The following is a 23193-nucleotide window of genomic DNA, read 5'->3' as shown; positions in this document are numbered from 1 at the left end:
TAGCAGTTGGGAGATTGACTATGGATGGTCGTATTGGTGAGAAAATAGACAACAACCCTGTTCCTGGTTTTGCCCTGTCTGAGAGTGGTGAAAAGAGCAGCGTGCCAATCAGGAAAGCAGAGCTGGATTCATCATCAAAGAAAGCAAAAGCCTGTTCTGTTGTAACTCCCGAACTCAATAACCCCTTTCCTTCGAGCACGTTGCCTGACAAAGCGAGAAGCGTATCCCCAATAGATTCATCACTCCAAAAGGCCCCTCATGCCTTCGATTTTCGTTTTGTCGCCAGTGATGATGAGGTTCGACAACTTTTAGTTGCCCAGACCAGCGATAAAAATCGGGATGTCACCCTTATTTCCCATCCCGATGACCTCTCACAGGCTAATCTGGTGACCCGGTTGAGCATTTCCAAAGCGGGTCGCCATACTCTGCGTTCAGGTAAGCTCTTTGAAAGTTCAAAGCCACTGACCCTGGTCATGGATATCCGAAAACTCACCGGTGATGAACTGCCCAAATTTAACGATCTGCTGGACCCGGATAACCCCTGCCTGTACGACAAAGTCAGCCAGAAGAAACGCCCTCTGGGTGAGCATGTTTCTCTATTAGTCGTGGCAGACCCTGCACAGTTGAAATTCGCTGGCCGACGTGAAGATGCGCCCGCAGCCCGCGCTCCGGGTGCTGATTTCTGGCGACGAATTAATCGACCGGGCAATACCTGGCAGTTCGACACTCAGACCGGCAATAGCCCATCGATGGAGATCGACAAGGTTCCCCCCTTATTGCCTGAATTCACCAGTGCCAAAAGTGCTATGGAAGACGACAATAGCATTTTAATTGATTGCCACTTGCACAGTCACTGGCGACAGTTACTGCTGGGTGGCCCCGGAGTGGACAAACAGGGGCGAATCCAGCACATTCCCGGCAGGCTTGAATCATTAAGGGCCGGACAGCGGGTGATTCTGAAAGGAGCCAACTGGGAAGATCTGGCCTTTGAACAGACGATTCGACAGATGCTGGCGCATAAGTGTTTTGAGAGCAATGGCAAGATCTGTCCATTACCCGACAATGTTCAGTTTTATCAGATGCCGATTGGGGATAACGAGCTTCGTTCACTGTTTTTCAGTCTGTCCCCTTCTCTTGAAAAAGAACAAGCATCACGCAACCCCATTATTATTAACCAGAGTAATATTGCCCAATGGCTGAGCCCCATTGCCATTACCCCGGAAGGCTATGCAACCCCTAACACCTGTCTGTTGGAACAGATTCGGGCGGGGGGATCAGTCACCGTAACGTCTCCCCTCACTGAGGCACTCTGGTTTCGCTTGCTGGGTTCACTGCAGACAATTCGTAAGACCACCGGCCTGCAGCCCCGACTTCAGGTGGCTGATTCAAAACATCAGCCGAAAGTCCTGGGATTGACAGAAAACGATGAGGTCTCTCTGTCCTGCCCACAGGAAAAAAACAAAGATCAGATCGGGTTCAGCACCCTCACTTATCAGCAATCTGCCCAGGCCAGTCATTGGATCAATAAGCAGCCGGACTCACCTCTGGTCATTCAGGTCAATGAACAGACCCGATTCAGCCAGCTATTTGATAATATCCATATCACCTCGGAACAAAAGGCCCATTTTGGACATCGCAAGACTGCGTTGCAGGAGGCATTAACCGCTGGCAAGCCGGTCGTATTCCGGGGGCTGGAGAGTAATCCAACGCTGCAGCAGCTTCTGGAACCCCTGATTATTGGGCAACCTCTGCTGGTGAATGGCCAGTTGCAAGACTATCCAAAAGCTCGTGTGACAATACTCTGGCCTGAGTCTGCAAAAAGCTCATCTTCTGTATGGAGCTCGATGGTTGCCAGGGGAAAATCCTGTCCTGCGTTCGATATCTGGGATATCAATGCCCGCAAGCATCGTATCTCACAGGCTGATCTGCCGAAACAAGTACTTCACTCCCTTTACGAAGCCTTTAAAACCGTACCTGGCAACCTTTGTAGCCCTCTGCCAGAAATGACCGAAGGGCTGTTGAATAATCTGATACTGGCTGCCCGGCAGGCACAGCAGGTTGACCACTCCCTGCAGCTCCTGCCCCGCCACTGGCGCAAGGCCATCAATAGCGTCATCACCCATGGCACCCGACAGCATCCGTCCGTGCGGGATTTTATGAAAGTGGCTTGTTGGCACTTGTTACGGGATAAGACGCTGGATGAGGATCAAACCGCCTCGGTAGACCCGGATCAGTTAGCTGCCATCATCAATAGCGCCCAACGTTTGGATAGAAAGTTTGTCAGGCAGAACCTGTGGCCACTGGCCCGAGCCTTTGACCCGGCAGTGTTTAAAGATGCCGAATTACAACTGTCCTATGAAAGTCCGTTTCCAAAGCAGGGGAAAAAAGACGTTATGGACAGGCTCTGTGCCATGATCCTGGCCCACGCGCCTGAAAAACAACGGGATGCTATAGCCTATCAGCTGGCAGTCGATCCGGCGGCAACAAAGCCCTGGCAATCCCTGGCCATCAAGCCAACCAGACAGATTAAACGTTTGCAAGATGCACTGGCTTCTGGCTGGCAGTTACTTCTGCCATCGGGGCAGACCCGATCCAATACCATTCACGCGCTGGCCACCGATTGTTTTCACATATCCAAAACAGCGAATGCGGAGGCAGAAGGCATTGAACGTATAAAACATCGACTCTCTGAATTACTGAAATGGCAGGGTTCCGCTGATGAGCCCCTGTCTGCACTGGCCAGGGATCTTTATTATGGCGAGATGAGTCAGGAAGATCGTGAAAGCCGTCGTTTATCCCGGCTCCATGACCGGATGACAGACTCTCCCGTTATATTCCTGCAGGGGGAAACCGGCACAGGGAAAAGTTACTTTTCTGCCAAATTGGCCAAGGCTTCGGGACAAGCTTCAGTCATTTCCCTTGGACCTTCCGACAGCGAACAGACCCTGATGAAACGCTGGCAGTGGCAACAACACGGCGATGGCGACCGCTCTATGGCGGAACAAAACCGGGCATTGATGGAATGGGCCAATACCAAATCCGACAAAGACGGAGAATACATTACCCTGGTGCTGGATGAGGCTAACTTGGCCGAAGCCGGATTGCTGGCGTCACTGAACGGCTTATGGGAACCGGAACCCTGCATCTACGTGAATGGTCATCCTGTCAAAGTCAGCGAAAAACACCGGGTAATTCTCACCGGCAACCCCGATCATTACTCCGGGCGCCAAATGGACCCGACCCTGAAAGAGAAACTGCCCAAGGCTTACTACCCACGTCTGGATCAGGCTTTCCTTCGGGACAGAGTAGTAGAACCGGCTTTGCTCAATCATTTACAGCGCCACAAAATAAACGACATTGCACACAGGGCCAGCAAAAGTGTGATGGCACTGTGGCAATATTATCAGGAGCTGTTGCCCGACCATGAGTTTACCCCCAGGGATTTAACCGATATCTGCAGCTGGGTGGGTTGGTATCTGGATCGAGCGTTGTCCGAAGGCGACAGTGCCAGCTGTGAGCAAGTGAACAGTTTGATCCAGCAAAGTTTCCGGGATCTACTGGGTCCCGAAATCAGCGAGACTCAACAGGATGCCCTTTCGGCACTGGAAATCTGGTTTGCTGCCCGCTACCAACCGGACCACACCCTGCGCGACAGAGTTCATAACCACACCTTGCCGGATATACAGCGGGACTTCGAAGCATTCACCAAAGAATTCCGACCTGAGTTTGATACCTCCGGATCGGCAGTCATTGATCTGGTGCAACGGCTGGGACAGGATTTAAGCCGCTGTCAGCAGGCTTATCATCACGACAGAAAACACGGCGGCCGTCAGGCAACGCTGATTGAAGGCCCGGCTGGGCGGGGTAAGGATGCCACGCTGAACCTGCTGATCAAAAGTGTTAAACAGCAAGCTGAAGAACGGGGAAAAACCATGCCAGAGGTCTTTCCCCTGAATGCCTGTGATTGTTCCTGGGAGCAACTGTGTGAAGTGATCCAGAAAGCAAAAGTAAAGGGCGGCATCGTAGTTATTTCGGAAATGAACCTGATCGACAGCCAGCATCTGGAAGGTGAGTTAAATGATATTCTGGCCGGAGACGCTCATCCGGGTTTCCACCTGTTCGCCACCATTAACCCACCTGAGTACAGCGGGCGAAAACCCTTATCACCGGCGCTGAAAGGACGTTTTCGACATTTGCCGATCCGCCAGTATAACTCGGCAGAATTGCAGACCATTGCCGGGAAAGTGTTGCCAGACTCCCCAAAAGGGAAATCCGTCGCCAAACAGCTGACTGAAAAACATTGTCGTTTAAGAGCCTGCCTGCAACGGAAAAACCTGCCGTTACAGCCCACCAGTCGCGATTTACAGAATGTCGCCATGGCTGTCAAAAAAGGAGGCGATTTTAGCGAAAAAGCACTTCATCAATGCCTCAATCAGCACTACCGGCTTTACCTGATGGCCGCCAACCTGTCGCTGGAGGAACTGCCGGAGTCATCGACTCTTGCCATGGGTAAAGGAGCACTTGATGCCGGACTTTGCAAATGGTTCAATCAGGCAGTACCGGACATTGATCGTCCTTGGTTGATACGATCCGGTAACCTCGACAGTATTGATGAAAAAAACCATGAAATTCGTGTTAAGGATCGTCCGAATAAAGAGGAAATCAAAGCGGAAATCATCAAAAGGATGGCTCAGACCAAGTGGCAGGCATCCGGTCTTTCCCTGAAGCCGGATGAGTCGGACGATTTGCTCATCCAGGCACTGTATCGGCACTGGCAGCAACGCTGGTTTGCACATAAGTTTTGCGAGACAGGCGTGGATGCTAATAGCGTATTTCCACTGACGGAAGAACAGCAACAAACATTGAAATTACCGGCTTCCCAGCCTTATCTTCAGGAAGCCGATCAGCGGATAGAGGCATGGAACTCCGATGCAGTTCAATTGTGGCCTGCGTTCTGGCATCAGATAAGTAATCTGTCGAGCCAACAGGTTGAGGATCATAGTAACGAAGCTTTAGCGGTTGGTAGTGATAAGGCTCCTGAAAAATACCGTCTGAAAGCCCGCTCGAAACTGGCTAAGTTATTAAAACGGAGAAAAAGCCTTAAAGGTCCGGAGAGCAGAACGCCTCCCATCAAAAAGTCTGATCCTCAGGCATTGAAACAGAGAAAGAACAATAAAGGCCCGGTGAGCAAAACATCTCCCGTCAGACAGCCTGATCCTCAGGCATTGAAACAGGGAACGAACGGCAAAGGTCTGGTGAGCAAAACATCTCCCATCAAAGAGCCTGATCCTCAGGCATTGAAACAGGGAACGAACGGCAAAGGTCTGGTGAGCAAAACATCTCCCATCAAAGAGCCTGATCCTCAGGCATTGAAACAGAGAACGAACGATAAAGGCCCGATGAGCAGCACTCCTCCAACCGACCAGTCTCCTCCTGGGGTACTGGACAAAAGAACGAACTATGAGAATCTGGAGCTGCGACAAGTTAATCGTTATAAAATTTTTAAACCGCAAAACCAGCCTTCCCATATGTATCGCTCGGCGGTGTGGGATGTCAAAGTGAATGCCTGGGGTGATGTCGAACTGACCTTTCTTGAGGTTAAATACATTGAGGGTGTCGAAACTCTCAGACCGGATCCATTAACAGATTGCGACCAGGAAGTGACCTTAGCCAGCAATCAAACGCTGGCAAGATTTTCGGTATCATTGTGTAAGGATCGTCTGGCAGTATTGCCCAGCCTGACGTTTAACGACTATATCGTTGCCTTGCGTATAAAACCCGGATTGTCATTTACGCTGGTCAGGGATCAATATACCGGGCTTCACATATTATGGATTCCGGAGGCCGAAGCCAACCAGAGTTTTGCCTTTGATTACGTCGTAGAACACAGAGAACCGGGCAGAAAAACACTTCCTGAAGAAGCCCGGCCAGAACGATTAACAAACCTTGACGCCCGGTGTTCAGAAGGTATGAAAAACGTACTGGGCAAAATGTTTATGACCATTAAAAAACAACCGACCGAAATACAGGTGCCTTTGCAGAAAATAAAAAACGCCAAAGACACAGAGCAACGAATTGAGGCGATCACGGAGTATTGCCAACACTTTTCCGGTAAAACCACACCAGCGAGCCATAAGAATTTCTTTAAATTTCTGGTAACTCAACGGCAAGGGAGCTGCCGTCACCGTACGCCTGTTTTTGTTGCTTTCTGTCGTTATTTCGGGATTCCATCCCGGATAGTGAATAGTGATATCCACAGCTTTGCTGAATATTCCGTGGATGAAGGTCAAACCTGGGTGCCTGTGGATCTCGGCGGTGCGCCCGTCGAGCAAACAGAGATCGAGTCTGTCTACCAGACCATCACAAATGTCAGTCATTCCTGCACTGAGTTAAAGAAGCATAAGGCTTTCCTGAAAGATCTCATGAAAGGTGCTGATTTGTCACAACAGCAAACTCTGGCTGAAGTCTGCGATATGAGCCGTGAGGAACTGAACCAGGCCCTTGAGACAGACAGTGCATTGCCAGAAGCTAAGCTAATTATTTCCAACATAATCGGGAACCTTTGGGAACAAAGAGATTTAATCAGTTTTTCCCTGGCCGTCTCAATCATCGTGTCGCTGGGGAAAGAAGCATCGGGCGATTACAAGAAGCAACTTGAACCGATATCGAAGGCAGTGAAACGAATAATATTGTACCGCGATGATAAACAGCGTGTCATTGAACAACTCAAGTTACTCCATTCAAAAATAATTAATCAGGATGACCTGAGCGCTCACCATTGGTGTTCCTCAATGGCAGGAATACTGGAAGGTAGCGACCTGACCAAGCCATCGGTTATTCGCTTTGCCCTTGAAGTCCTGAAATCGGGTTGGCTGGATCCAATCCTGAACGATGAGACATATATAAAAAACGCCGATAAACATCATAGGCTATTGGTGCGTCTGAAAAGCGTCGATGAGCTCAGGGTTGAAGCCACTCATTGCCTGAAAAAGTGGTATAAGCAGTTGTTCTTCAGGGAAAAAAATAGTCAGTTATGGCAGAAGACTTATGAAGACTTCCAACGGAGAAAAGGTACCTCGTTCGTCGATCATTGTTATGATGGGTTTTCATCATTCCTTGAATATGAAATTACCCATCGACTCTTAAAGAACGCCTGGACAGACGAACCTGAGGGCATTCCCAATATAGAACGAATGCTGGCGCAGCAGCCCGCTTTTCCGAGGTCAATCTCTGGCAGGGGGAACCATCGTCCGGTGATTATCCTGGGGAAACCTTCCTGGGAGTTCACATCGATTTACAAAAAGGCCGAAGATTTCTTGCAAAGTCAATATGCGGTCATTTTGAAACGTAATGGGATAAAAGACCCGCTGCTTTTAAATAAAGAATTCGAGGATTTGATTCAAAAGGCCTTCAGTCATTATCTGTATCAATTGACACACTCAAAAGGCGGCTGCTTAACCTATTGTTGGGCCGATGCTTACATCAAATGTTGCAACGAGAGATACTCCTATGGTGCTCATGATCCATCCTCACCAGAAGAGCTGTATGTCATGATGTCTGAAATTGACGGCTCTAAATGGTTTATGGACTCTCCATCCAGATTGTTTGTGGACTCTCTAAAGGGTGACTATTTACGGCAGGCACTCAACGCCGATAACGCACTGGTGCTCAAATCCGATGAGCTGACAATCATTGCCGAAGAGTTTTTGAACAGCGCTAATTTTGATTCGCTTTGAGGCGTGATGGATTTCTGGTAGTAGTCTGTTCATGATGAATTTTTCGAGATCGGTAATTGCCTTCAAGCGTCACGGCTGACTGTCAAAAATGAACTTTCATACTATCTAAAGGTCAAACTACCAAACAACTTCAATTCAGTTCTTCAGATGACAGTTGGGAGATTGGCTGTGGATGGTCGTATTGGTGAGAAAATTGACAACAACCCTGTTTTTGATATTGGCCTGTCTGAGAGTGCTGAAAAGAGTGACATGCCAGCCATTAGAGCAGAGCAGGGTTTACCGTTAAAGATTACAAAGGTCAGCTCTGGTATCACCTCCAAACTCAATAAATCGTCACCTTCGACAACCTTTCCAGACAAAGCAAGAATCGTTTCCGCAACAGATTCCTCGCTCCAAAAGACCCCTTATGCCTTCGATTTTCGTTTTGTCGCCAGTGATGATGAGATTCGACAGCTTTTAGTTGCCCAGATCAGCGATAAAAATCGGGATGTCACCCTTATTTCCCATCCCGATGACCTCTCACAGGCTAATCTGGTGACCCGGTTGAGCATTTCCAGAGAGGGTCGCCACACTCTGCGTTCAGGCAAGCTCTTTGAAAGTTCAAAGCCATTAACCCTGATGATAGATATCCGAAACCTCACCGGTGATGAACTGCCCAAATTTAACGATCTGCTGGACCCTGATAACCCCTGCCTGTACGACAAAGTCAGCCAGAAGAAACGCCCTCTGGGAGAGCATGTTTCTCTATTAGTCGTGGCAGACCCTGCACAGTTGGAATTCGTTGGCCGACGTGAAGATGCGCCCGCAGCCGGCGCTCCGGGCGCTGATTTCTGGCGACGAATTAATCGACCGGGCAATACCTGGCAGTTCGACACTCAGACCGGCAATAACCCATCGATGGAGATCGACAAGGTTCCTCCCTTATTGCCTGAATTCACCAGTGCCAAAAGTGCTATGGAAGACGACAATAGCATTTTAATTGATTGCCACTTGCACAGTCACTGGCGACAGTTACTGCTGGGTGGACCCGGAGTGGACAAACAGGGGCGAATCCAGCACATCCCCGGCAGGCTTGAGTCATTAAGGGCCGATCAACGGGTCATTCTGAAAGGAGCCAACTGGGAAGATCTGGCCTTTGAACAGACGATTCGACAAATGCTGGCGCAGAAGTGCTTTGAGAGCAATGGCAAGATCTGTCCATTACCCGACAATGTTCAGTTTTATCAGATGCCGGTAGGGAATAACGAGCTTCGTTCACTGTTCCAAAGTCTGTACCCTTCACTTGACAAAGAACAAGCATCACGCAACCCCATCATCATCAACCAGAGTAATATTGCCCAATGGCTGAGTCCCATTGCCATTACCCCGGAAGGCTATGCAACCCCTAACACCTGTCTGTTGGAACAGATTCGGGCGGGGGGATCAGTCACCGTAACGTCTCCCCTCACTGAGGCGCTCTGGTTTCGCTTGCTGGGTTCACTGCAGGCGATTCGCGAGACCACCGGCCTGGAGCCCCGACTTCAGGTGACTGATTCAAAACGTCAGCCGAAAGTCCTGGGATTGACAGAAAGCGATGAGGTCTCTCTGTCCTGCCCACAGGAAAAAAACAAAGATCAGATCGCGTTCAGTACCCTCACTTATCAGCAATCTGTCCAGGCCAGTCACTGGATCAATAAGCAGCCGGAATCACCTCTGGTCATTCAGGTCAATGAACAGACCCGCTTCAGCCAGCTATTTGATAATATCCATATCACCTCGGAACAAAAGGCCCATTTTGGACACCGTCAAACTGCGTTGCAGGAGGCATTAACCGCTGGCAAGCCGGTCGTATTCCGGGGGCTGGAGAGTAATCCAACGCTTCAGCAGCTTCTGGAACCCCTGATTGTTGGGCAACCTCTGTTGGTGAATGGCCAGTTGCAAAACTATCCACAAGCTCGTGTGACAATACTCTGGCCTGAACCTGTGAAAAGCCCCTCTTCAATATTTCATGGGAGGGTCGCCATGGGTGAGCCGTGTCCTGAGGTCGATCTCTGGGATATCAATGCCCGCAAGTATGATATCGCCCGGACTGAGCTGCCAGAACAAGCGTTTAAACAGCTTTACAAAGCCTTTAAAACCGTACCTGCCCACCTTTGTAGCCCTCTGCCTGAAATGACCGCAGGTTTGCTGAATAACCTCATAATGGCTGCCCGCCGGGCACAGCAGGTTGACCACTCCCTGCAGCTCCTGCCCCGCCACTGGCGCAAGGCCATCAATAGCGTCATCACCCACGGCACCCGACAGCATCCTTCAGTGCGGGATTTTATGAAAGTAGCTTGTTGGCACTTGTTACCGGATAAGACGCCGAACGAGGATCAAGCCGCCTCGGTAGACCCGGATCAGTTAGCTGCCATCATCAATAGCGCCCAACCTTTGGATAGAAAGTTTGTCAGGCAGAACCTGTGGCCACTGGCCCGAGCCTTTGACCCGGCCGTGTTTAAAGATGCCGAATTACAGCTGTCTTATGAAAGTCCGTTTCCAGAGCGGGGTGAAAAAAAAATTATGGACAGACTCTGTGCCATGATTCTGGCCCACGCGTCTGAAAAACAACGAGATGCTATAGCCTATCAGTTGGCCGTCGATCCGGCGGCAACAAAGCCCTGGCAATCCTTAGCCATTGAGCCAAGAGAACAGATTAAACGTTTGCAAGATGCACTGGCTTGTGGCTGGCGGTTACCTTTGCTACCGGGGCAGGCCACCCGATCCGATGCCATTCACGCCCTGGCTACCGATTGTTTTCACATTGCCAGAGGAGAATATGTCACAGAAAATTCTGCCGCAGAACGCATTGACCGCATAGAAAATCGACTGTCTGATTCACTGCAATGGCCGGGTTCTGCTGATAGGCCATTGTCAGCAATGGCCCGGGATCTTTATCACGGCGAGATGGGTCAGGAGGATCGTGAAAGCCGTCGATTATCCCGACTCCACGACCGGCTGACAGACTCTCCCGTTATATTCCTTGAGGGGGAAACCGGCACCGGGAAAAGCTACTTTTCAGCGAAGATGGCAAAGGCTTCAGGACAGTCTGCGGTCATTTCTCTTGGACCTTCTGACAGCGAACAGACCCTGATGAAACGCTGGCAGTGGCAACAACACGCCGACGGCGACCGCTCCATGGTGCAGCAAAACCGGGCATTGATGGAATGGGCCAATAGCGAATCTCACAAAGACGGAGAATACATCACCCTGGTGCTGGATGAGGCTAACCTGGCCGAAGCCGGATTGCTGGCGTCATTGAACGGCTTATGGGAACCGCAACCCTGCATCTATGTGAATGGTCATCCTGTTAAGGTCAGCGAAAAACACCGGGTGATTCTCACCGGTAACCCGGATCATTACGCCGGGCGCCAAATGGACCCGACCCTGAAAGAGAAACTGCCCAGGGCTTACTACCCACGTCTGGATCAGGCTTTCCTTCGGGACAGGGTGGTGGAACCGGCTTTGCTCAATCATTTACAACGGCATCAAATAAACGGTATTGCACATAAGGCCAGCAAGAGTGTCATGGCACTGTGGCAATATTATCAGGAGCTGTTGCCCGAGCATGAGTTTACTCCCAGGGATTTAACCGATATCTGTAGCTGGGTGGGCTGGTATCTGGATCGAGCGTTGTCCGAAGGCGACCGTGTTAGCTGTGAGCAAGTGAACAGTTTAATCCAGCAAAGTTTCCGGGATGTGTTGGGTCCCGAAATCAGCGAAACTCAACAGGATGCCCTTTCAGCACTGGAAATCTGGTTTGCTGCCCGTTACGAACTGGACAACACCCTGCGCGACAAAGTTCATAACCACACCCTGCCAGATATTCAGCGGGACTTCAAAGCATTCACCAAAGAATTCCGACCTGAGTTTGATACCTCCGGATCGGCAGTCATTGATCTGGTGCAACATCTGGGACAGGATTTGAGCCGCTGTCAGCAGGCTTATCATCGCAAGATAAAACACGGCGGCCGTCAGGCAACGCTGATTGAAGGCCCGGCTGGACGGGGTAAGGATGCCACGCTGAACCTGTTGATTGAAAGTGTCAGAAAGCAGGCTAAGCAACGGGGAGAGTCCATGCCGGAAGTTTTTCCCCTGAATGCCTGTGATTGTTCCTGGGACAAAGTGTGTGAAGCGATCCAGAAAGCAAAAGTAGAGGGCGGCATCGTAGTGATTTCGGAAATGAACCTGATCGACAGCCAGCACCTGGAAGGTGAGTTAAACGATATTCTGGCCGGTGACGCTCATCCGGGCTTCCACCTGTTTGCCACCATCAACCCGCCTGAGTACAGCGGTCGAAAACCCTTATCACCGGCGCTGAAAGGACGTTTTCGGCATTTGCCGATCCGCCAGTATAACTCGGTAGAATTGCAGACTATTGCCGGGAAAGTGTTGCCAGACTCCCCAAAAGGGAAATTCGTCGCCAAACAGCTGACTGAAAAACATTGTCGTTTAAGGGCCTGCCTGCAACGGAAAGGCCTGCCGTTACAGCCCACCAGTCGCGATTTACAGAATGTCGCCATGGCTGTCAAAAAAGGAGGCGATTTTAGCGAAAAAGCACTTCATCAATGCCTCAATCAGCACTACCGGCTTTACCTGATGGCCACCAACCTGTCGCTGGAGGAACTGCCCGAATCATCGACTCTTGCCATGGCTAAAGGAGCACTTGATGCCGGACTTTGCAAATGGTTCAACAAAACGCTACCGGACATTGATCGTCCCTGGTTGATACGACCCGGTAACCTCGACAGTATTGATGAAAAAAACCATGAAATTCGTGTTAAGGCTCGTCCGAATAAAGAGGAAGTCAAAGCGGAAATCATCAAGAGGGTGGCTCAGGCCAAGTGGCAGGCATCCGGTCTTTCCCTGAGGCCGGATGAGTCGGACGATGTACTCATCCAGGCACTCTACCGACACTGGCAGCAACGCTGGTTTGCACATAAGTTTTGCGAGACAGGCGTGGATGCTAATAGCGTATTTCCACTGACGGAAGAACAGCAACAAACACTGAAATTACCGGCTTCCCAGCCTTATCTTCAGGAAGCCGATCAGCGGATAGAGGCATGGAACTCCGATGCAGTTCAATTGTGGCCTGCGTTCTGGCATCAGATAAGTAATCTGTCGAGCCAGCAGGTTGACGATCAAAGTAACGAAGCTTTAGCGGTTGGTAATGATAACGCTCCCGAAAAATACCGTCTGAAAGCCCGCTCGAAACTGGCTAAGGTATTAAAACGGAGAAAAGGCCATAAAGGCCCGGTGAGCGGAACATCTCCCATCAGACAGCCTGATCCTCAGGTATTAAAACGGAGAAAAGGCCATAAAGGCCCGGTAAGCGGAACGCCTCCCATCAAAGAGTCTGATCCCCAGGCATTGAAACAGAGAACGAACAATAAAGGTCTGGTGAGCAGAACATCTCCCATCAGACAGCCTGATCCTCAGGCATTGGACCGGAGAACGAACGATAAAGGCCGGGTGAGCAGCACTCCTCCAACCGACCAGTCTTCTCCTGCGGTATTGGACCAGATAACGAACTATGAGAATCTGGGGCTGCGACAAGTTAACGATTATAAAATTTTTAAACCGCATAACCAGCCTTCCCATATGTATCGCTCGGCGGTGTGGGATGTCAAAGTGACTGCCTGGGGTGATGTCGAACTGACCTTTCTTGAGGTTCAATACATTGAGGGTGTCGAAACTCTCAGTCCGGATCCATTAACAGAGTGCGACCAGGAAGTGACCTTAGCCAGCAATCAAGCGCTGGCAGCCTTTGGAGGACCATTGATGAAGGATCGTCTAATTGTATTGCCCGGCCTGACGTTTAACGACTATATCGTTGCCTTGCGTATATTACCCGGTTTGTCATTTACCCTGGTCAGGGATCGATATACCGGGCTTCACATATTATTGATTCCGCAGGCCGAAGACAGGCAACACTTTAACTTTACTTATGTCGTAGAACACAGAGATCCGGGCAAAAAAACACCTCCTGAAGAAGCCCGGCCAGAACGATTAACAAACCTTGATGCCCGGTGTTCAGAAGGTATGAAAACCGTACTGAACAAACTGTTTAAGACCATTAAAAAACAACCGACCGAAATACAGGTGCCTTTGCAGAAAATAAAAGGCGCCGAAGGCACAGAGCAACGAATTGAGGCGATCACGGAGTATTGCCAACAGTTTTCCGGTAAAACCACACCAGCGGGCCATAAGAATTTCTTTAAATTTCTGGTAACACAACGGCAGGGGAGCTGCCGTCATCGTACGCCTGTTTTTGTTGCTTTCTGTCGTTATTTCGGGATTCCATCCCGGATAGTGAATAGTGATATCCACAGCTTTGCTGAATATTCCGTGGATGAAGGTCAAACCTGGGTGCCTGTGGATCTCGGCGGTGCGCCCGTCGAGCAAACAGAGATCGAGTTTGTCTACCAGACCATCACAAATGTCAGTCATTCCAGCACTGAGTTAAAGAAGCATAAGGCTTTCCTGAAAGATCTCATGAAAGGTGCTGATTTGTCACAACAGCAAACTCTGGCTGAAGTCTGCGATATGAGCCGTGAGGAACTGAACCAGGCCCTTGAGACAGACAGTGCATTGCCAGAAGCTAAGCTAATTATTTCCAACATAATCGGGAACCTTTGGGAGAAAAGAGATTTAATCAGTTTTTCCCTGGCCGTCTCAATCATCGTGTCGCTGGGGAAAGAAGCATCGGGCGATTACAAGAAGCAACTTGAACCGATATCGGAGCCAGTAAAAAAAATATTGTCCGACGGTGATGAAGGGCAGGTCATTGAACAACTCAAACTACTCCATCCAAAAATAATTAATCAGGACGACCTGAGCGCTCACTATTGGTTTTCTTCAATGATAGGAATACTGAAAGACAGTGACCTGACCAGGCCATCGTTTAATCGCTTTGCCCTTGAAGTCCTGAAATCGGGTTGGCTGGATCCAATGCTGACCGATGAGTACTCCATTATATGCGCCCAACATCATGACCTATTGGTCCGTCTGAAAAGCGTCGATGAGCTCAGGGTTGAAGCCACTCATTGCCTGAAAAAATGGTATAAGCAGTTGTTCTTCAGGGAAAAAAATACTCAGTTATGGCAGAAGGCTTATGAAGACTTCCAACGCAGAGAAGGCACCTCGTTCGTCGATCATTACGATGGGTTTTCATCATTCCTTGAATATGAAATTACCCATCGACTCTTAAAGAACGCCTGGACGGACGAACCTGAAGGCATTCCCAATATAGAACGAATGCTGGCGCAGCAGCCCGCTTTTCCGAGGTCAGTCTCTGGCAGGGGGAACCATCGTCCGGTGATTATCCTGGGGAAACCTTCCTGGAAGTGCACATCGATTAAAAAAAAGGCCTCAGAGCTGTTTTATAATCGATATGCGCAAATGTTGAGACGTAGTGGATTAGAATCAGGAGCTCTGGAGTATTTAGAAAACAAATGCCTGGAGTTGATTAAGCTGGCCTTCAGTCATTATCTGTATCAATTGACACACACAAAAGGCGGCTGCTTAACCTATTGTTGGACCGAAGCTTTCATCGACTGTTGCAAAGAGCCACACTCCTATGGTGCTCATGATCCATCTTCACCAGAAGAACTCTATGCCATGATGTTTGAAATTCAGAGCTCTGAATCTCTTGAGAACTCTCTAAAGGATGACTACTTACGGCAGGCACTCAACGCCGATAACGCACTGGTGCTCAAATCCCGTGAGCTGACAACCATTGCCAAAGAGTTTTTGGACAGCGTGGATTTAGTATGAATTTTTCGAGATCGGTGATTGCCTTCAAGCGTCACGGCTGACCGTCAAAAAGGAACTTTCGTACTATCTAAAGGTCTAATAATTAAACAACTTGAATTCAGCTCTTCAGATAGCAGTTGGGAGATTGACTATGGATGGTCGTATTGGTGAGAAAATAGACAACAACCCTGTTCCTGGTTTTGCCCTGTCTGAGAGCGGTGAAAAGAGCAGCGTGCCAATCAGGAAAGCAGAGCTGGATTCATCGTCAAAGAAAACAAAAACCTGTTCTGTTGTAACTCCCGGACTCAATAAATCCTTTCCTTCGAGGACGTTGCCCGACAGAGCGAGAAGCGTATCCCCAATAGATTCATCACACCAAAAGGTCTCTCATGCCTTCGATTTCCGTTTTGTCGCCAGTGATGATGAAGTTCGTCAGCTTTTAGTTGCCCAGACCGGCGGTGATACTCGGGATGTCACCCTTATTTCCCACCCCGATGACCTCTCACAGGCTAATCTGGTGACCCGGTTAAGCATTTCCGAAGAGGGTCGCCACACTCTGCGTTCAGGCAAGCTCTTTGAAAGTTCAAAGCCATTAACCCTGATGATAGATATCCGAAACCTCACCAGTGATGAACTGCCCAGATTTAACGATCTGCTGGACCCGGATAACCCCTGCCTGTACGACAAAGTCAGCCAGAAGAAACGCCCTCTGGGAGAGCATGTTTCCCTATTAGTCGTGGCAGACCCTAAACAGCTGGCATCGGCTGGCCAGCATGAAGATGTGCCCGCAGCCGATGCACCGGGGGCTGATTTCTGGCGACGAATTAATCGACCGGGCAATACTTGGCAGTTTGACGCACAGACCGGCAATGACTCATCAATGAGCATCGACGAGGTTCCTCCAGTAGTGCCTGAATTCACGGGTGCCGAAAGTGCTATGAATGACGACAATACCGTTTTAATTGACTGCCACTTGCACAGTCACTGGCGACAATTACTGCTGGGTGGCCCCGGAGTCGACAAACAGGGGCGAATCCAGCACATCCCCGGCAAGCTTGAATCATTAAGGGCCGGACAGCGGGTGATTCTGAAAGGAGCCAACTGGGAAGATCTGGCCTTTGAACAGACGATTCGACAAATGCTGGCGCAGAAGCGTTTTGAGAGCAATGACAAGACCTGTCCATTACCCGACAATGTTCAGTTTTATCAGATGCCGGTAGGGAATAACGAGCTTCGTTCACTGTTCCAAAGTCTGTACCCTTCACTTGACAAAGAACAAGCATCACGCAACCCCATCATCATCAACCAGAGTAATATTACCCAATGGCTGAGTCCCATTGCCATTACCCCGGAAGGCTATGCAACCCCTAACACCTGTCTGTTGGAACAGATTCGGGCGGGGGGATCAGTCACCGTAACGTCTCCCCTCACTGAGGCGCTCTGGTTTCGCTTGCTGGGTTCACTGCAGGCGATTCGTAAGACCACCGGCCTGGAGCCCCGACTTCAGGTGGCTGATTCAAAACATCAGCCGAAAGTCCTGGGATTGACAGAAAACGATGAAGTCTCTCTGTCCTGCCCACAGGAAAAAAACAAAGATCAGATCGCCTTCAGTACCCTCACTTATCAGCAATCTGCCCAGGCCAGTCATTGGATCAATAAGCAGCCGGATTCACCTCTGGTCATTCAGGTCAATGAACAGACCCGCTTCAGCCAGCTATTTGATAATATCCATATCACCTCGGAACAAAAGGCTCATTTCGGACATCGCAAGACTGCGTTGCAGGAGGCATTAACCGCTGGCAAGCCGGTCGTATTCCGGGGGCTGGAGAGTAATCCAACGCTGCAGCAGCTTCTGGAACCCCTGATTATTGGGCAACCTCTGTTGGTGAATGGCCAGTTGCAGGCCTATCCACAAGCTCATATCAAATTACTCTGGCCTGAGTCGACGGAAAGCTCATCTTCGATATTTCATTCGACGGTCGCCACAGGTAAGCCCTGTCCTGAGGTCGATCTCTGGGATATCAATGCCCGCAAGTATGATATCGCCCGTACTGAGCTGCCAGAGCATGCGCTTAAACAGCTTTACAAAGCCTTTAAAACTGTACCTGCCCATCTTTGCAGCCCTCTGCCTGAAATGACCGCAGGTTTGCTGAATAACCTGATAATGGCTGCCCGCCGGGCACAGCAGGTTGACCACTCCCTGCAGCTCCTGCCCCGCCACTGGCGCAAGGCCATCAATAGCGTCATCACCCATGGCACCCGACAGCATCCTTCAGTGCGGGATTTTATGAAAGTAGCCTGTTGGCACCTGTTACCGGATAAGACGCCGGACCAGGATCAAGCCGCCTCGGTAGACCCGGATCGGTTAAACGCCATCATCAACAGTGCCCTGCCATTGAATAGAGTGTTTGTGGAACAGAACCTGTGGCCACTGGCCCGAGCCTTTGACCCGGCAGTCTTTAAAGGTATCGAATTACAACTGTCCTATAAAAGTCCATTTCCAGAGCAAGGTGAAAAAGACGTTATGGACAGGCTCTGTGCCATGATCCTGGCCCATGCGCCTGAAAAACAACGGGATGCTATAGCCTATCAGCTGGCAGTCGATCCGGCGGCAACAAAGCCTTGGCAATCCTTAGCTATCGAGCCAGCCAGACAGATTAAACGCTTACAAGATGCACTGGCTTGTGGCTGGCAGTTACCTTTGCACTCAGGGCAAACCCGATCCGATGCCATCCACGGCCTGGCCAGCGATTGTTTTCATAGGGCCAGAACAGCGGGTTCTGAGACAGAAGGCATTGAACGTATAAAAAATCAGCTGTCTGAATCACTGAAATGGCAGGGTTCCGCTGATGAGCCCCTGTCTGCATTGGCCAGGGATCTTTATCATGGCGAGATGAGTCAGGAAGATCGTGAAAGCCGTCGTTTATCCCGGCTCCACGACCGGCTTATGGACTCTCCCGTTATCTTCCTGCAGGGAGAAACCGGCACCGGGAAAAGTTATTTTTCAGCGAAGATGGCCAGGGCTTCGGGACAAGCTTCAGTCATTTCCCTTGGACCTTCCGACAGCGAACAGACCCTGATGAAACGCTGGCAGTGGCATTACCACGCCGATGGCGACCGCTCTATGGCGGAACAAAACCGGGCGCTGATGGAATGGGCCAATACCAAATCCGACAAAGACGGAGAATACGTAACCCTGGTTCTGGATGAGGCTAACCTGGCCGAAGCCGGATTGCTGGCATCACTGAACGGCTTATGGGAACCGCAACCCTGCATCTATGTGAATGGTCATCCTGTCAGGGTCAGCGAAAAACACCGGGTGATTCTCACTGGCAACCCCGATCATTACGCCGGGCGCCAAATGGCCCCGGCCCTGAAAGAGAAACTGCCCAGGGCTTACTACCCACGTCTGGATCAGGCTTTCCTTAGAGACAGAGTAGTGGAACCCGCTTTGCTCAATCAGTTACAACGGCATCAAATAAACGACATTGCACACAGTGCCAGCAAGAGTGTGATGGCACTCTGGCAATATTATCAGGAGCTGTTGCCCGAGCATGAGTTTACCCCCAGGGATTTAACAGACATTTGCAGTTGGGTGGGTTGGTATCTTGATTGTGCTCAGCCAGCAGTTGGCAGTGTTACTCCTGAGCAAATCAACAGTTTGATCCAGCAAAGTTTTCGGGATGTGTTGGGTCCCGAAATCAGCGAGACTCAACAGGATGCACTTGCGGCACTGGAAATCTGGTTTGCTGCCCACTACCACCCGGACAACACCCTGCGCGACAAAGTTCATAACCACACCCTGCCAGATATACAGCGGGACTTCGAAGCATTCACCAAAGAATTCCGACCTGAGTTTGATACCTCCGGATCGGCAGTCATTGAGCTGGTGCAACGGCTGGGACAGGATTTAAGCCGCTGTCAGCAGGCTTATCATCGCGATATAAAACACGGCGGTCGTCAGGCAACGCTGATTGAAGGCCCGGCCGGACGGGGTAAAGATGCCACGCTGAACCTGTTGATTGAAAGTGTCAGAAAGCAGGCTAAGCAACGGGGAAAAACCATGCCAGAGGTCTTTCCCCTGAATGCCTGTGATTGTTCCTGGGAGCAACTGTGTGAAGTGATCCAGAAAGCAAAAGTAAAGGGCGGCATCGTAGTGATTTCGGAAATGAACCTGATCGACAGCCAGCATCTGGAAGGTGAGTTAAATGATATTCTGGCCGGAGACGCTCATCCGGGCTTCCACCTGTTTGCCACCATTAACCCGCCTGAGTACAGCGGGCGAAAACCCTTATCACCGGCGCTGAAAGGACGTTTTCGACATTTGCCGATCCGCCAGTATAACTCGGCAGAATTGCAGACCATTGCCGGGAAAGTGTTGCCAGACTCCCCAAAAGGGAAATCCGTCGCCAAACAGCTGACTGAAAAACATTGTCGTTTAAGAGCCTGCCTGCAACGGAAAGACCTGCCGTTACAGCCCACCAGTCGCGATTTACAGGATGTCGCCATGGCTGTCAAAACAGGAGGCGATTTTAGCGAAAAAGCCCTTCATCAATGCTTCAATCAGCACTACCGGCTTTACCTGATGGCCGCCAACCTGTCCCTGGAGGAACTGCCCGAATCATCGACTCTTGCCATGGCTAAAGGAGCACTTGATTCCCGACTTTGTAAATGGTTCAACAAAACGGTACCGAACATTGATCGTCCCTGGTTGATAAGAGCCGGTGACCTCGACAGTATTGATGAAAAAAACCATGAAATTCGTGTTAAGGCTCGTCCGAATAAAGCGGACGTCAAAGCGGAAATCATCAAAAGGATGGCTCAGGCCAGATGGCAGGCATCCGGTCTTTCCCTGAAGCCGGATGAGTCGGACGATTTGCTCATCCAGGCACTGTATCGGCACTGGCAGCAACGCTGGTTTGCGCATAAGTTTTGCGAGATGAGCATGGACGCTAATAGCGTATTTCCACTGACGGAAGAACAGCAACAAACCCTGAAATTAACGGCTTCCCAGCCTTATCTTCAAGAGGCGGATCGGCGGATAGAAGCATGGAACTCCGATGCAGTTCAATTGTGGCCTGCGTTCTGGCATCAGATAAGTAATCTACTGAGCCATCAGGTTAACGATCATAGTAACGAAGCTTTAGCGGTTGGTAATGATAACGCTCCTGAAAAATACCGTCCGAAAATCCGCTCGAAGCTGGCTAAGGCATTGAAATGGAGAAAAAGCCATATAGGCCCGGTCAGCAAAACGCCTTCCAGCAATCGGACTGATCGTCAGGCATTGGGCCAGAAAACGAACAATAAAGGCCCGGTGAGTAGTAATCTTCCTATCAACCAGTTTTATTCCGAGGTATTGGACCGGGGAACGAACTATGAAAATCTGGAGCTGCAACAAGTTAATGATTTTAAAATTTTTAAGACGGATCACCATCCTTCCTCTATGTATCGCTGTGAGACGCGGGATATTAATGTGACTGCCTGGGGTGACGTCGAACTGAGCAATCTGGAGACTGAATGCATTGGGGGGGTTGAAACCCTCATACCGGACCCGTTACCAGAGCATGAACAGCAAGTGACCTTAGCCAGCAATCAAACGCTGGCAAACTGTTCAATGACATTGTTGGATGGTCGTCTAAATCGATTGCCCAGCCTGACGTTTAATGACTATATCGTTGCCCTGCGTATAACACCCGCTTTGCCATTTATACTGGTCAGGGATCGATATACCGGGCTTCACACAGTCTTTATTCCGAAGGCCAAAGACAATCAGGTTTTTACATATACTTATGTCGTAGAACACAGAAAACCGAACAGAAAAACACCTCCTGAAGAAGCCCGGCCACAACGATTAACACAGCTTGACGCCCAGTGTTCAAAAGGTATGAAAACCGTACTGGACAAGCTGTTCAAGACCATTGAAAAACAACCGACCGAAATACAGGTGCCTTTGCAGAAAATAAAAGACGCCAAAGGCACAGAGCAACGAATTGAGGCAATCATGGACTATTGCCGACAGTTTTCCGGTAAAGCCAAACCAAAGAGCCATAACAATTTCTTTAAATTTCTGGTAACACGACGTCAGGGGAGCTGCGCTCATCGTACGCCTGTTTTTGTTGCTTTCTGTCGTTATTTCGGGATTCCATCCCGGATAGTGAATAGCAAAATCCACAGCTTTGCTGAATATTCTGTGGATGAAGGCCAAACCTGGGTGTCAGTGGATCTGGGCGGGGCGCCTGTCTCGTCAACAGACATCCAATCTTATTTTCAGCCCACCATAAATGCCAGTCATTCCAGCACTGAGTTAAAGAAGCATAAGGCTTTCCTGAAAGATCTCATGAAAGGTGCTGATTGGTCACAACAGCAAACTCTGGCTGAAGCCTGTGGTATGAGCCTTGAGGAACTGAAAAATGCCCTTGAGACAGACAGTGCATTGCCAGAAGCCAAGCTAATTATTTCCAACATAATCGGGAACCTTTGGGAGAAAGGAGATTTAATCAGTTTTTCCCTGGCCGTCTCAATCATCGTGTCGCAGGGGAAAGAAGCATCGGGCGATTACAAGAAGCAACTTGAACCGATAATGGAGGCAGTGGTAAAAATATTGTCCGACGGTGATGAAGGGCAGGTCATTGAACAACTCAAGTTACTCCATTCAAAAATAATTAATCAGGATGACCTGAGCGCTCACCATTGGTGTTGTTCAATGGTAGAAATACTGGAAGACAGTGACCTGACCAAGCCATCGGTTATTCGCTTTGCCCTTGAAGTCCTGAAATCGGGTTGGGTGGATCCAGTACTGAACGATGAGGAATATATAGAAGAAGCCGATGAACATCATACGCTATTGGTGCGTCTGGAAAGCGTTGATGAGCTCAGGGTTGAAGCCACTCATTGCCTGAAAAAGTGGTATACGCAGTTGTTCAGGGAAAAAAATAGTCAGTTATGGCAGGAGGCCTATGAAAGATTCCAACAGAGAGAAGGTGATACCTCGTTCGTCAGTCATTGTTATGACGGTTTTTCATCATCCCTTGAGTATGAAATTACCAATCAATTATTACAGAACGCGTGGACAGACGAGCCTGAGGGCATTCCCAATATAGAACGAATGCTGGCGCAGCAGCCTGCTTTTCCGAGGTTAATCTCGGGCAGTGGCAACCACCGTCGGTTGATTATCCTGGGAGCACCTGATTGGGAGTACACATGGATTGACATAAAGGCCGAACTCCTGTTTCAAGCTAAATATGGTGACATTTTGAAACCTGAACAGCAGATAGATGTGGAGGATTTAGAAAACAAATGCACGCAGGCGATTCAGCTGGCCTTCTGTCATTATCTGTATAAATTGACACACACAAAAGGCGGCTGCTTAACCTATTGTTGGAGCGATGCTTCCATCCAATGTTGCGGCGAGCTTCACTCCTATGGTGCTCATGACCCATCTTCACCAGAAGAACTGTATGCCATGATGTCTGAAATTAAGGACTCTGAATTGTCTGTGGACCCAAAGGAAGACTACCTACGGCAGGCACTGAACGCCGGTAACGCACTGGTGCTCAGTGCCGGTGAGCTGACAAAGATTGCCGAAGAGTTTTTGAAAAGCGTGGATTTGGTTTCACTTTCTTACGCGTTGTGAACCTGATAGTAATCTGGTCATGATGAGTTTTTCGAGATCGGTGATTTCCTT

Annotated in this window: 3 protein-coding genes; all 3 read left to right on the top strand. The window is 49.7% G+C overall.

What is annotated here, in order from left to right; translation table 11 throughout:
- The first annotated feature begins 20 nt into the window (after positions 1-20).
- Positions 21-7736, top strand: coding sequence for an AAA family ATPase (locus tag ACOJUN_RS04200; RefSeq protein ID WP_422135419.1), 7716 nt, complete (start codon positions 21-23; stop codon positions 7734-7736).
- 168 nt (positions 7737-7904) lie between these two features.
- On the top strand, positions 7905-15530 hold the full coding sequence (locus ACOJUN_RS04195) for an AAA family ATPase (RefSeq protein WP_422135418.1): 7626 nt from the start codon (positions 7905-7907) through the stop codon (positions 15528-15530).
- A 130-nt stretch (positions 15531-15660) separates the two neighbouring features.
- The gene (locus tag ACOJUN_RS04190) at positions 15661-23142 is read left to right on the top strand and encodes an AAA family ATPase (protein WP_422135417.1); all 7482 of its coding nucleotides are present in this window, start codon (positions 15661-15663) and stop codon (positions 23140-23142) included.
- Positions 23143-23193: the final 51 nt, after the last annotated feature.

It is taken from the genome of Endozoicomonas sp. ALD040, from assembly GCF_049275945.1.
Taxonomy (GTDB): domain Bacteria; phylum Pseudomonadota; class Gammaproteobacteria; order Pseudomonadales; family Endozoicomonadaceae; genus Endozoicomonas_A.
The sequence above is the reverse complement of the archived record's forward strand: the minus strand, read 5'-3'. Positions and strand labels throughout refer to the sequence as shown.

Bases quoted from the DNA above. Each gene is read 5' to 3' on its own strand.
- ACOJUN_RS04200 (WP_422135419.1), top strand. From the start codon at position 21: ATGGATGGTCGTATTGGTGAGAAAATAGACAACAACCCTGTTCCTGGT.
- ACOJUN_RS04190 (WP_422135417.1), top strand. From the start codon at position 15,661: ATGGATGGTCGTATTGGTGAGAAAATAGACAACAACCCTGTTCCTGGT.